The following is a 12,676-nucleotide window of genomic DNA, read 5'->3' as shown; positions in this document are numbered from 1 at the left end:
GATCGGGATGTAGCGCAGCTTGGTAGCGCGCTTCGTTCGGGACGAAGAGGTCGCAGGTTCAAATCCTGTCATCCCGACCAAACACGAAAATGGCGTCGAGAAATCGGCGCCATTTTTGTTTTAAGTCTGTCAACGCACCGCACCTATCCACATGTACTATCGTGCCGATTGGCGTCCCCGCCGCGCCTCACTATGATTTCAGTGGCCACCGAAGGCAGGGCACAAAGAAAACCCCGGAGCATCGCTCGTCACGCTCCGGGGTTTCTTTTACTACAATTGTTTTACATAGGGTCGGGCCAGTTGCCGATGGACATCGTAGAGATGGTCGTCTCGGACTTGTCCTTCTTGGGCGCCGTGGTGGTGGACCGCATAGGGTCCGGCCAGTTGCCAATGGCGCTTACTGTGCTGGAATCTGCCGCGGGAGCAGCAGAGACTACACCGGGAGCCGCAACTGCCAGCGTCAGTGCGCCCGCCACGGCCACTGAAGCAATGATTTTCTTGAACATGATGTTGTACCCCAATGCGAGTCGGATTCGTTACGGAAATTGCACGGTCCCTGTTGACATACATTGTAAAATGTTTTCCACAGAGACTGTCAAGGTTTTGGTCAAAAGACACCTGTAGGAGGGACCCGTGGGAAACGGATTCGGCGAGAAGCTACGTGCCGAACGGCTCGAACGTGGGTTGACGCAGGCAGAGCTAGGCAAGAACCTGTATTCACCGAGCTATATTTCGCTGCTGGAGACTGGTCGCCGCGAGCCCACGGCCGAAGTCATCGAGGAACTCGCCCGCCGGCTGGAGCTGGCGCCCAAGGCACTTGAAGCGTGGAGCCAACCAGTCTCCGTCAGTGATGCCGAGTACGTCCTCGCCGGCCTGTACGCCCGGCAGGCATGGGACCTCCGCGACTATCAACTCGCCGCCAGCCACGCAGCAACCGCAGCGCAGATCGCTCTTGAGGCCAAGAACAACAGCGCCTGGTGGAACATGACCTACATGCAGGCAGAGTGTGTGATGAAGCAAGGGCAGCTCAAGGAATGCCAACAGATTGTTGAGCACCTCCTGGAACACCCCATGGCCACGGAGTCCGCCGGCCTTGGAGTTCGCGCCTGGCAGATGCTTGCCGCGGTGTGTCACGGACAAGGCCAGTTGGCCACCGCCGTCGAGCATGCCAAGCAAGCCGTCAAGCTCAGCGAGCAGCTGCCCAAGGGTTCCACGCTCATTATTGGTGCGCACCGCGCGCTGATCGGTGCTCTTGCCGAGAGCGGCAAACTGGACGAGGCCTGGGAATACTGTCTGGCGATGATTGAGCACATGGACGAGCACTCCATGTCGCAGCTGGCAGGCGAAGTGGCCTGGGTGGTGGGCAACGTCGCCTTCATGCGCCACGACTACGTTGAGGGCATCAAGCACCACGAGCGAGCAGCCAAGCTCCTCTCCCCCGCCAACGACATTGAGCTGTGGGCGCGCTTCAACAAGGCTTCAGCAGCCGTTCGACTGTCCTCCGGGATTGTGGAACCGGAAACGTTGTCCGCCATTGAACGAGCGGAACTCGCGCTGTCCATTGTGGGCGGAAACAAGACAGACCAGTTGGAGGTCGCGTTCATCCGCGCCCGCTGGCTGTACTTGACCGGGGACATCCCTGCAGCCGTGGAGAAGCTCCGCGAAATCTACGCGGACCGCAAGGTGCTGGCCCGGCACACCGCCGGCGAAGTGTCGCTGCTGTTGGGTAAGTCCTTGAAAGCAGCAGGGGAAGCCGCTGAGGCGCTCCAATTCCTGGAAGAGGCCCAGCATGACTTCAGCGCGGCGGGAGCGTCGGACCGGGTCCAGCAGGCCATGGACGCGGTCTTGGAGATCCGCTTGGCCGAGCGCCGCGCCGCGAAGGAACACTCGCAGGCCTGACTAACCCAAGTAAGTCGGGTGCGGTTAGGCGAAGGTGCGGCCCGTGAGCTTCTCATACGCTTCGACGTAGCGGGCGCGGGTGCGCTCCACAACCTCGGCGGGCAATGCCGGCGGCGGGGTGTCCGAGGACTTATCCCAGCCGGACTCTGCTGAGGTCAGCCAGTCACGGACGTACTGCTTGTCATACGAAGGCTGCGACTGTCCCGGCGCGTACGTGGACGCATCCCAGAACCGTGAAGAGTCCGGGGTGAGGACCTCGTCACCCAGGGTAATCACGCCAGTGGCAGCGTCAATGCCGAACTCCACCTTGGTATCAGCCAGAATAATGCCACGTTCGCGGGCGATCTCCTCGGCGCGGGTGTAGATCTTCAGCGTGAGCTCACTGAGGCGGGCAGCGATGTCGTCGCCCACCATGGCCACAACGTCGTCATAGGTGATGTTGACGTCGTGTTCGCCCACTTCGGCCTTGGCAGAGGGCGTGAAGAGTGCCTTCTCCAAGCGCGAGCCATCAACCAGACCCTCCGGCAGCGGGATATCGCACACCGTGCGGGATTCCTTGTACTCAGCCAGGCCGGAACCGGTGAGGTAACCGCGTGCGATGCATTCCACCGGGAACATGTCCAGCTTCTTGCAGATCATGGCCCGGCCCTCGACGGCAGCGGGAACGCCACCTTCCACCGTGGACGCCAGCACGTGGTGCTCAACGTCCAACTGATCGAACCACCACAGGCTCAGCTGCGTCAGGACGCGGCCCTTGTCCGGGATCTCGCTGCTCAACACGTGGTCGTAAGCACTGATGCGGTCACTGGCCACAACCAAGACGCATTCCTGGCCGATCTTTTCCGTGATGGCTTCGTCGGCCGGGACGTAGAGATCACGGACCTTGCCGGAGTAGACGTGCGTCCAGCCCGGAAGTTCCAGTGTTTCGGTTTCGAAGCCGCCGGTGGGGATGCCCTCAGTCATGCTCAAGCCTGCACTTTCGGGATGGTTCCGGTTGCGGTGTAAGGCACGCGGATTTCGCCGCGAGCGGCCTTGCCTCCGATGTCCGTACGGAACTGTGAGCCTTCAAGCTGAACCAGCTCAACGCCGTCGTACGCCTTTTCGCGTGCTTCCACCAGATCGGAACCGAGCGCGACCACGGCGAGGACGCGGCCACCAGCGGAGACCACCTTGCCTTCGTCGTCCAGCTTGGTGCCGGCGTGGACCACGTGGACACCGTCCAGCTCGTCAACCTTCTTCAGGCCGCGGATGCGATCACCGGTGCGGGGTGCGTCCGGGTAGTTTTCGGCGGCGACGACGACGGCGACTGCCGTGTCCTTGGACCAGCGCAGCTCTTCTGCGGTGTCCAGTTCGCCCTTGGCAGCTGCCAGCAGCAGCGCACCGAGCGGGGTCTTGAGGCGTGCCAGGACGGCCTGGGTCTCGGGGTCGCCGAAGCGGACGTTGAACTCGATGACGCGCGTGCCGCGGGACGTCAGGGCGAGGCCGCAGTAGAGCACGCCAACAAAGGGGGTGCCGCGGCGGGCCATCTCATCCACGGTGGGCTGGGCCACGCGGTCGATGACTTCCTGGACCAGGCCCTCGGGAGCCCACTCGAGCGGGGTGTACGCGCCCATGCCGCCGGTGTTGGGGCCTTCGTCATTGTCGAAGATGCGCTTGAAGTCCTGTGCCGGGGACAGGGGAACAGTAGTGCGGCCGTCGCAGAGGACGAACAGGGAGACCTCGGGGCCGTCAAGGAATTCCTCGATCACCACGGTTCCACCGGCGTCGAAGCAGGCCTGGGCGTGGGCCAGGGCTTCGGCTCGGTCCTTGGTGACCACCACGCCCTTGCCGGCGGCCAAGCCGTCGTCCTTAACAACGTGCGGTGCACCGAAAGTATCCAGGGCATCGGCGGCTTCCTCAGCGTTGGTGGCCACGCGGGCCATGGCCGTGGGAACGTTCGCTTCAGCCATGATCTGCTTGGCGAAAGCCTTGGAGGCCTCCAGCTGGGCAGCTTCCTTGCTGGGACCGAACACCGGGATACCGGCTTCGCGGACGGCGTCGGAAACGCCGGCGGCGAGGGGGGCCTCAGGGCCAACCACCACCAGGTCCACGCCCAGCTTGGTGGCGAGGGCGGACACGGCTTCCGGGTTGTTCCCGTCAATCGCATGGGTGGGAACAAGTTTGCTGATGCCCGCGTTGCCCGGGGCCGCGTGGACCTCGGAAACGTTCGGATCTTCAAGCAGAGAGCGGACAATGGCGTGTTCGCGGCCGCCTGGGCCAATGACGAGTACCTTCACAGTCCTCAAGGGTACTTTGTGAAGGGCGAGCAGCCTAAGCTGTGTCATTCACCGGACCCTGCACGCCTCTAGACTTGGCTGTATGCCCATAAGTTCGCATGAAACGTTCAACGTTGAGTCCGCGGTGGAACTGGCAGTGATCGAACGAAGTGGCTTTATTGAGTCCCGGCACATCGGCGCGGCCGTGGTCCTTGCCGGCGACGGCTCGGTGGTCACCCGTCTTGGCGACATCGAGGCTCCCATCATGGCCCGCTCCACCCTCAAACCGTTCCAGGCCCTGGCCTCCATGCAGTCCGGCGTGCCCCTCCGTGGCGCACAAGTTGCTGTAGCCTGCGGCAGCCACACCGGGTCCCTGGACCATATGGACATTGTTGAGGGGATGCTCAAAGCAGCGGGCGTGAAGGAAGATAACCTCCAATGCCCCACCGCCTGGCCCCAGGATGAGACTGCTAGAAACTGGCTGGTCCGCTCCGAGCGCGGTCAATCCAAGCTGGCTTTTAATTGCTCCGGCAAGCATGCCGCGTTCCTCTGGGCGTGCACAGAAAACGGCTGGGACCTGCGCAGCTATCTTGAGCCCAACCACCCGCTCCAGCAGCGTGTTCGCTCCGTGATCGAGGAATACAGCGGCGAAACGATCTCCCATTTGGGCATCGACGGCTGTGGCGCACCCGTTGCCGCCATTTCGCTGACCGGCCTCGCCGGGGCTTACTCCCGCTTGGCCAAGTCCCCCGGTGATAAATCGTCCAATGCGCGTGCCGCCACCATTGCCACCTCCATGCTGGATTACCCCTGGGCCGTCCAAGGCAAAGGCGAGTCCAACACCATCGTCATGGAAGAACTCGAGGTCCTGGCCAAAATCGGGGCTGAGGGCGTCCTTGTCCTCGCAACCCCCACCGGTGCCACCGTAGCTGTGAAAATGCTGGACGGGAACCTGCGGGCCACGTCCCTGGTGGGGCTGACTCTTCTTGCAGTAAGCGGCGCCGTGGACATCCCGGCAGTTTCCAATGTTCTGGAACGGGTGGTTGAGCCAGTGCTTGGCGGCGGTCACGAGGTTGGCAAGATCCGTCTGGGCCACGCCGTCTCCGCCCTGCTGGACTAGTACTTCTGAGGAGAAAAACCATGGCTGTCGCACGACGCCGCGTCGATGTTTCCGAGGGCCGCGCTGCGCTGGCAGCCTGGCAGGCCGCCGTCGAGCCTTCCGGCAGTGCCGGTGAGCCGGGCAGCCTTGCCGGGCCACCGCCGTCGCGCTCGTTAATTGCGACGGCGGTGCGCTACTCCCTGGAGGAAGTCACCGCCCGCGCACCCGGCAACTCCGTGGAAGTCAGGGTGCCGCCGTTCGGCGTCACCCAATGCGTGGAGGGGCCCCGCCACACGCGCGGCACTCCCCCGAACGTGGTCGAGTGCGACGCCGCCACCTGGCTGTCGCTGGTGACGGGACGGATCGCGTGGGCTGACGCGGTTTCGGAGCACAAGCTGAGTGCATCCGGCTTGCGTGCAGACCTCTCCGAGTTGCTCCCCCTCTAAGAGTTTTTGTACAGCTAATGCCCCTAAGACGGCGTCTTAAGGGCATTAGCTGTACAAAAACTATCCGGTCAGTCCGGGCAGACCGGGGTGGATGGTTGCCCGCGCTTGCTCATTTCGAATTGCGGGATGTCGTCCGCCGAGGGACCGCCGCGGAACTTCGGCGAAGGTTCCTGGCCCTCGCTGATGCGCTGGAGTTCCTGCTCTTCGAAGACTTCTTCCTTGCCGAGCATGACGGCCGAGTCATGATTGGTGATCTCACCGTTGAAGGCGCGGACCATGACGCTGCGGTCGAACTGGCCCTCCCACTTGGCGACGACGAACGTTGCCACGCAGTTGCCCAGCAGGTTCACCACCACACGCATGGAGTCCATGAGGCGGTCGGCTCCAAGGAGGAGTGCGACGCCGGCCACCGGGAAGATGCCCAGCGCTGCTGCCGTGGCGGAGAGTGCCAGGAAGGACGAACCCGGCACGCCTGCCATGCCCTTGGAAGTCAGGAGCAGGACGCCCAGGGCCGCCAACTGCTGGCCTAGATCGAGGTTGTGCCCGAAGGCCTGGGCCAGGAACAGCAGCGAAATCGACAGGTAGATCGCGGCACCGTCCAGGTTGAAGGAGTAACCCGTGGGAACTACCAAACCGGTGGTTGCACGGGAGCAGCCGGCGTTGGTCAGCTTGGTCATGATGCGCGGCATGACAGCTTCCGTGGAGGCTGTTCCGAGTGCCAGCAGGAATTCTTCGCGGGTGTACTTGAGGAATGACCACAGCGGAACCCTGGCGAAGCTCCAGGCCACCAGGAACAGCAATGCGATGAAGACAATCGCTGCGCCGTAGCAGGCGGCTATCAGGAGGGCATAGGTACTGAGTGTGCCCAGACCGTACTGGCCGATGATGAATGCCATGGCACCGAAGGCACCGATGGGAGCCACTTTCATGATCCAGGACATGATCTTGAAGATCAGTTCCAGAACGGTCTCCATGAGGCTGATGACCGGCATGCAACGTTCGCGGCCGATGACCACGATGGCTGCGCCGAAGAAGACGGAGAAGAACAGCACCTGAAGCAGGCTGTTGTTGGCAAAAGCACCGATCACGCTGACGGGAATGACATCCAGGATGAACGCTGCGGCGTCCTTGGGAGGCGCATTGCCGGTCTTGGCGTTGAGCGCGTCCTGGGAGAGCGTAGCGGGGTCGATATTAAGGCCAGCACCGGGCTGAACGATGTTTCCGACGATGAGCCCGAAGACGAGGGCGAAAAGAGTGGCGCCGGTGAAGTACAGGAGCGCTTTGACCCCGACCCTTCCGACCGCCTTGACGTCGCCCACTGCCGAGATGCCTGTGACGATCACGAGGAAAATCAGCGGGGCGATGATCATCTTGATGAGTTGAATGAATCCATCACCCAGTGGCCGGAGGGCGGACCCAATGGTCGGCCAGAAATGACCGATGAGTACACCTGCGACGACGGCGATCAGGATTTGAAAAAAGAGCGACTTGTACAGCCGCTTTTTCTTCTGCGGGGCCGAACTCGCCTTCAGCGCCGCGGAGTCTGGGATCTTCATTGATCTGAACCAATCAGTTGGGAACAGCCCCACATTTTGAGGGGGTTTTTCAAATGTAAGCCTGGTCACACCATTCCGCAAGGGGAAATTCTGTTTCCATAATGCGGAAGTCACATTTGGTTTTTTGTACAGCTACTGCCCTGATGAGTAGCTCATAAGGGCCGGATCTGTACAAAAACTCAAGACCTCCACCCCTGCTTCCGGAGGGCTTGAACCACGCGGGCCACCACCCATTTCCTCCCGTGCTTCATGTCCACCTTGTTGATCTTGACCTGGCGCCAGCCGGCCTCAGAGACGCGCTGATCCCGGTACGCATCCAGCGCTTGCTGCTCTGGAGAAAGGTGATGCAGACCCTCGTATTCGAGGCAGGTCCGATACTCCGGGCATCCGAGATCCGTCCACACCGGCCTACCAAGGGCGTCGTCAACCCTGCAGTTAGGAACGAAGGCAGGGAGTCCGGCATCTTCCAGCATCAAGCGCAGCTTTGTTTCCGGAGGAGAATCAACGCCAACACGCAGACGTTCCAATGCGATGCGTGCCTTGCGCACGCCATGGATACCGTTAGCCTTTTCAACGAAGTGTTGCAGCTTCGGCATAGACACCATGGGAACCCGCGGCGGCCCGAACGAGCGTTCGTGTTCGCTGACAATGGCATCGCCCACCACCACCAGATCTTCCATGGGCAACATCGAGGCCAGATCCACCCACGTCCGCGCAACAGACGTGAGAACTACCCCGTCCTCGTCTGTGAGGTCACCGTCCCTCAACGTCAGGCGATGGCCGGCAACTCCCCTACGCCGAGGCAGCGATCCGTTCCTGGGCCGAGATAGATGGATGAATCGCCCCGGCTCCCGAAAATGGGGCCCGCTTTTTGGCCCCCAGGGGATAGGTTCGACGACGGCGGTCACCGGGCCGCCGTCGTCGGGCTTGAACTGCGCCCAAGCAGGCAGCGGTAGGCCGAGCACCTCCGCGGCACTGATGTGGCTCAGGAAATCACCCTGACGGAGGTCAAGATGTGGCCGGGCAACCTCCAGCAACGTCTGCACTCGCCGCGGCAGCCGGAGTCCCCTGCTGGGCACTAGTAGGTCCGATGCCCGCAGTCGCTTCGGGGCAATGCCGAATTCATCAGCCTCAGCCAATGTAAAGGCGCGGTCAGAGAGTGCGGGAGGAAGAGAAGACAACGGACGCATGCCCCATTCAGTCATAACGAACGAGGCGACGAAGAGTTATCCACAGATCATTCGCGTCAGACCTGAGTTTTTGTACAGCAGATGCCCGTAAAGGGCTATTTTGAGGGCGTTATGTGTACAAAAACTCGCTAGCCGCGGCCTACGAACGGCATGCCGGCGGCGGTCACCACCAAGGATCCAACACTGGCCGACGCCGGCATGTTGGCCATCATCAGCACGGCGCGGGAAGCGTCCTCCACAGGGAACATGGGCTCCACCTTGCGGCTGCCATCAGCCTGCAGCGCGCCGGACCCGACGCCGATGGTGTCCATGATCTCGGTGCGCGTATTTCCGATGTCGATCTGCCCGCACGTGATGCCAAATTCCCGGCCATCGAGCTCGATGCTCTTGGTCAGGCCGGTCATCGCGTGCTTGGTGACCGTATAAGCCACGGACCTGGGCCTGGGCGAGTGCGCGGAGATGGATCCATTGTTGATGATGCGGCCACCCTGCGGCTCTTGGGCCTTCATGGTCCGCACAGCCTCGGCCGCACACAGCATGGAACCAGTGACGTTCACCCGCAACGTTGCTTCCCAGTCCTCCACGCTGATCTCGCCGACGTCGCCGGCCGGGCCGAAGATGCCCGCATTGTTGAACAGCACATCAACCCGACCCCAGCGCTGGCGGACCTCCGCGAAAAGGCGTGCGACGTCGTCGGGCACTGTTACGTCGCACGGAACCGCTAGCGCCTCCGCATGACCGCCGGCGGTTTCCAACAGTTGCGCCTCACGGCGCCCGGCCAACGCAACACGGTAACCTTCGGCGAGCATGAGCCTGGCGACGGCCCGCCCAATACCCGAACCGGCCCCGGTCACGACGGCGACCCTCGGGTTTGTGGGCTGGCTGGAGTCAGTCATGTGGTTGCCTTTCAGGATGGTGCAGTCAGTGTGCAGCTTGAGCGGGTTGGGCTGCTGTGGCTTTGGCTGCAGTTATCGGCCAGCCTATGACAGTCTTCGGGCGCGGCGTGGCGTAGGTTCGCACCTTGGACGTGGACAGACCAAGGCGGACCAGGGACTCGGCGATGGTGACTGCCGCAGCCACGCCGTCCACCACAGGGACGCCCGTGCGCTGGCGGATCTGCTCATCCAGCCCTGCCATGCCGCCGCAACCCAGGACGATAACCTCGGCCTTGTCCTGGTGTACCGCTCGTTCGGCCTGGCTCACGATTGCCTCAACAGCACGCTCCGGGTATTCCTCAAGTTCCAGCACGGCCATGCCGCTGGCCCTAACAGAAGCACACCGTGCGTCCAGGCCGGCGAGTTTCAGGCGGTCCTCGATCAGCGGAACGGCGCGATCCAGCGTGGTGACCACTGAGTATTTGTGTCCAAGGAACATCGCGGTGCTGGCTGCCGCCTCGGTAATATCCACCACCGGGACGTCCAGAAGTTCTTGGAGGCCTTCGCGGCCGTGCTCGCCATAGCCGGCCTGGATGACAGCGTCGAAGGGTTCGGGATAATTCACCACAGCATCCATGACGGCAATTGCGGCGAGGTAGCTTTCGAAATTGCCCTCACAGGAGTCGGCGCCAAAACGCGGAGTGATACCGATAATTTCCGTGCCGGGGGCAGCTGCTGCACGGGCCTGGGCTGCTATGGACTCCGTCATGGACTGGGTGGTGTTCACGTTTGCTACAAGGATGCGCATGGTTTTCCTCTCGACGGCAACGCCCGTCCTCTTCCGATGGAACGGAGAGGACGGGCGAGCCTTGATGTTTTCGGTGAGTCAGTGGGTGCTCGCGACGGCGATCGGCTCGCCGGATACGTCCTCGTGGACCTGCTTCTTATCCGCGACAGCGAAGTACGTCAGGGCAGCGACGCCGGCCCCGATGAACCAGGCGAACGGGGCAGCTGCTGCCAGCCCCGGGATGAAGGCGATGGCGATGGCAAGGCCGGCGGCCGGGATCATGGCAATGATGGCCTTCGGGTTCACGCCGCGCTTGTAGAAGTAGGCACCCTTGGGGTCCTCGGTGTAGAGCTCCGGGACGTTGACCTTGCCGCGGCGGACCAGCCAGTAATCGGCCATGACCACACCGAACAGCGGGCCTAGCAAGGCCCCGAGGCCACCCAGGAAGTACACGATCACAATCGGGTTGTTGTAAAGGTTCCACGGCAGGATGATCAGGCCGATGGTGCCGCTGACCCACGCCGCTTTGCGGAAGTTCAAGTGCCGCGGGAAGAGGTTGGTCAGGGCGTAGACGGGAGCGACGAAGTTGGCCATCAGGTTCACGGCGATGGTCAGGATCAGCAGTGCCAGGCAGGCAAGGACCAGCAGAAGCGTATTGGGGATGCTCTCCACAATGTCCGAGGGGCTCTCGATCACAGTGCCATTGATCTTGTACTGACCGCCGGCCATGACCACAACGATTGCGCCGAAGAGCAGCATGTTGATGGGAATGCCCCAGAAGTTGCCCTTGACGATTGACTTCTTGGAGGCGGAAGAACGCGTGAAGTCGCAGAAATTCAGGACGAACGTTCCGTAGATGGAGACCCACAGTGCGCCGCCGGCAAAGATGGTCAACCACATCTCGGTCCCCTCAAGGCCCTTGATGCCGCTCCACTGGATGGCACCGCCGGCTTCGATGAAGACCCACACGGCAATCGCGGCCATGGTGACCAGGATGATGGGTCCTGCGAAGGCCTCGTATTTACGGATCATTTCCATACCGAAGCTGACAATGATCAGCTGGACAATCCAGAGCGCCACGAAGGAGAACCAGCCCAGAGTGGAGAGGCCAAGAATGGAGTTGCTGTCCAGGTCCTTCAGACCGGGAGCCATGGCCACCAGCATCACGCGAAGGACCACCGAGGCCAGGTAGGTCTGGATGCCAAACCATGCCACGGCAACGGCGCCGCGAACCAGGCTGGCGATCTGCGCTCCACGGATACCGAAGCTGATGCGGCTCATGACCGGGAAAGGGACGCCGGTCTTCTCGCCCATGAACCCGGAAAAGTTCAGGAGCCCGAAGAGGAGAATGGCACCGATACCCAGTGCTACCAGGATCTGCCAGCCGCCCAGACCGAGGGAGAAGAGGCCGATGGCGAAGGCATAGTTACCCAGGCTGTGGACGTCGTTGGCCCAGAGGGTAAAGATGCTGTAGCTGGTCCACTTGCGGCCCTTGGCCCTAGTGGGCGCAAGGTCAATGTTGTAAAGGCTGGGGCTGATGGTACGGCCTGCGGCTTCGGAAGCAATGGCGCAGAGGTCAGTGTTTCCCACCACTGGGTGGTTGGGGCCACCTGCGTTTTTGTCTCCCGGAGTCTCAGTGACGCCGACTGATGAAGTCGTCTGCATCGTGGATCTCCACTTCGTACTGATTCCATAATGCGGAATCTAGTTATTGAATAGTGAAAGCACTTTATGACTCAGGTCACGTAACGTCAAGAGTTCCCGGTGTATGCAGGGTCACATTCGGTTGCTTGAGCACTGCTTTCCCAGTTGACTGTTTTGGTTACGCAATCCGTGTTGACGCTGCCCATCAGCAGACGTAATCTCGAATTGCAGAATTTTATTCTCACAATACGAAATTCCTTGAGCGCCCCCACAGAGCAAGCGCCCAGACATTCAATGAAGAGAGGTTGGACGTGGCTGCAGGAGAAGAGACCTCACACATCCTCAGCGGGTTGACTGCCCAGCTGCCTGATCGTGATCCGGAAGAGACCGCGGAGTGGATTGAGTCCCTTGATGCGTTGATCGCGGAGCAGGGTACCGAGCGTGCCCAGTACATTATGCGTTCGTTGTTGCAGCGTGCTGGTGCGAGGTCGGTGGGTGTGCCGATGGTGACGACCACTGATTATGTGAACACGATCCCGGTGGACCAGGAAGCACAGTTCCCGGGGAACGAGGAGTTCGAGCGCCGGTACCGGGCTTATATGCGCTGGAACGCTGCGGTGATGGTTCATCGTGCGCAGCGGTCCGATATTGGTGTGGGCGGGCACATTTCCACTTATGCCGGTGCTGCGACGTTGTATGAGGTGGGGTTCAATCACTTCTTCCGCGGCAAGGACCACCCCAGTGGCGGGGACCAGGTGTTTTTCCAGGGTCACGCCTCGCCGGGCATGTACGCCCGGGCGTTCATGGAAGGCCGCCTCACGGAAGAGGACTTGGACGGGTTCCGTCAGGAAAAGTCCAAAGAAGGCCACGCCCTGTCCTCGTACCCGCACCCGCGGTTGATGCCGGATTTCTGGGAATTCCCCAC

At 61.7% G+C, this 12,676-nt stretch carries 11 protein-coding genes, 1 tRNA gene and 1 pseudogene; 5 read left to right on the top strand and 8 right to left on the bottom strand.

The features are described 5' to 3' along the window. Positions 1-3 precede the first annotated feature (3 nt). A tRNA-Pro gene (locus tag EU811_RS08355) sits at positions 4-80 on the top strand. 201 nt (positions 81-281) lie between these two features. On the opposite strand, the gene EU811_RS08350 is transcribed toward EU811_RS08355, so the two are convergent. Then, on the bottom strand, positions 282-506 hold the full coding sequence (locus tag EU811_RS08350; RefSeq protein ID WP_142938020.1) for a hypothetical protein: 225 nt from the start codon (positions 504-506) through the stop codon (positions 282-284). Positions 507-633: 127 nt separating this feature from the next. On the opposite strand from EU811_RS08350, the gene EU811_RS08345 reads away from it, so the two are divergent. Continuing rightward, complete coding sequence (locus EU811_RS08345) at positions 634-1,899, top strand: helix-turn-helix domain-containing protein (protein WP_024818003.1); 1,266 nt, start codon at positions 634-636, stop codon at positions 1,897-1,899. A gap of 24 nt (positions 1,900-1,923) precedes the next feature. On the opposite strand, the gene EU811_RS08340 is transcribed toward EU811_RS08345, so the two are convergent. Both EU811_RS08340 and purD read right to left on the bottom strand, forming a co-directional pair. Beyond that, the gene (locus EU811_RS08340; RefSeq protein ID WP_091470380.1) at positions 1,924-2,862 is read right to left on the bottom strand and encodes a phosphoribosylaminoimidazolesuccinocarboxamide synthase; all 939 of its coding nucleotides are present in this window, start codon (positions 2,860-2,862) and stop codon (positions 1,924-1,926) included. A 2-nt stretch (positions 2,863-2,864) separates the two neighbouring features. Further along, entirely contained in the window at positions 2,865-4,223 is a 1,359-nt protein-coding gene (purD, locus tag EU811_RS08335) for a phosphoribosylamine--glycine ligase (RefSeq protein WP_187697100.1), read from the bottom strand. 34 nt (positions 4,224-4,257) lie between these two features. Between purD and EU811_RS08330 the strand changes: the two genes are divergently transcribed. Together EU811_RS08330 and EU811_RS08325 are read left to right on the top strand one after the other, a co-directional pair. Continuing rightward, entirely contained in the window at positions 4,258-5,274 is a 1,017-nt protein-coding gene (locus EU811_RS08330; protein WP_142938019.1) for an asparaginase, read from the top strand. A 20-nt stretch (positions 5,275-5,294) separates the two neighbouring features. Continuing rightward, positions 5,295-5,699 (top strand): sterol carrier family protein, encoded by a 405-nt coding sequence (locus EU811_RS08325; RefSeq protein WP_142938018.1) that lies wholly within the window; start codon positions 5,295-5,297, stop codon positions 5,697-5,699. Between the two features lie 68 nt (positions 5,700-5,767). Here the strand turns inward: EU811_RS08325 and EU811_RS08320 are convergent, their stop codons facing one another. The 5 genes from EU811_RS08320 to EU811_RS08300 all read right to left on the bottom strand — a co-directional run bounded on the left by EU811_RS08320 (position 5,768) and on the right by EU811_RS08300 (position 11,772). Further along, positions 5,768-7,255, bottom strand: a complete 1,488-nt coding sequence (locus tag EU811_RS08320) for a cation:dicarboxylate symporter family transporter (RefSeq protein WP_142938017.1) — start codon at positions 7,253-7,255, stop codon at positions 5,768-5,770. Between the two features lie 179 nt (positions 7,256-7,434). After that, entirely contained in the window at positions 7,435-8,022 is a 588-nt protein-coding gene (locus tag EU811_RS08315) for an endonuclease domain-containing protein (RefSeq protein WP_238703348.1), read from the bottom strand. A 551-nt stretch (positions 8,023-8,573) separates the two neighbouring features. After that, the gene (locus tag EU811_RS08310; protein WP_142938016.1) at positions 8,574-9,341 is read right to left on the bottom strand and encodes an SDR family oxidoreductase; all 768 of its coding nucleotides are present in this window, start codon (positions 9,339-9,341) and stop codon (positions 8,574-8,576) included. Positions 9,342-9,366: 25 nt separating this feature from the next. After that, positions 9,367-10,128 carry an aspartate/glutamate racemase family protein gene (locus EU811_RS08305; protein ID WP_142938015.1) on the bottom strand — a complete coding sequence of 254 codons (762 nt, stop codon included), beginning with the start codon at positions 10,126-10,128 and terminating at the stop codon, positions 9,367-9,369. A gap of 78 nt (positions 10,129-10,206) precedes the next feature. After that, on the bottom strand, positions 10,207-11,772 hold the full coding sequence (locus tag EU811_RS08300; RefSeq protein WP_142938014.1) for an NCS1 family nucleobase:cation symporter-1: 1,566 nt from the start codon (positions 11,770-11,772) through the stop codon (positions 10,207-10,209). 290 nt (positions 11,773-12,062) lie between these two features. Here EU811_RS08300 and EU811_RS08295 point away from each other — a divergent pair. Next, positions 12,063-12,676, top strand: a pseudogene (locus tag EU811_RS08295) (pyruvate dehydrogenase (acetyl-transferring), homodimeric type); the annotation flags it as partial.

The organism is Arthrobacter sp. TS-15 (assembly GCF_006964045.1).
Classification (GTDB): domain Bacteria; phylum Actinomycetota; class Actinomycetes; order Actinomycetales; family Micrococcaceae; genus Arthrobacter.
The sequence above is the reverse complement of the archived record's forward strand: the minus strand, read 5'-3'. Positions and strand labels throughout refer to the sequence as shown.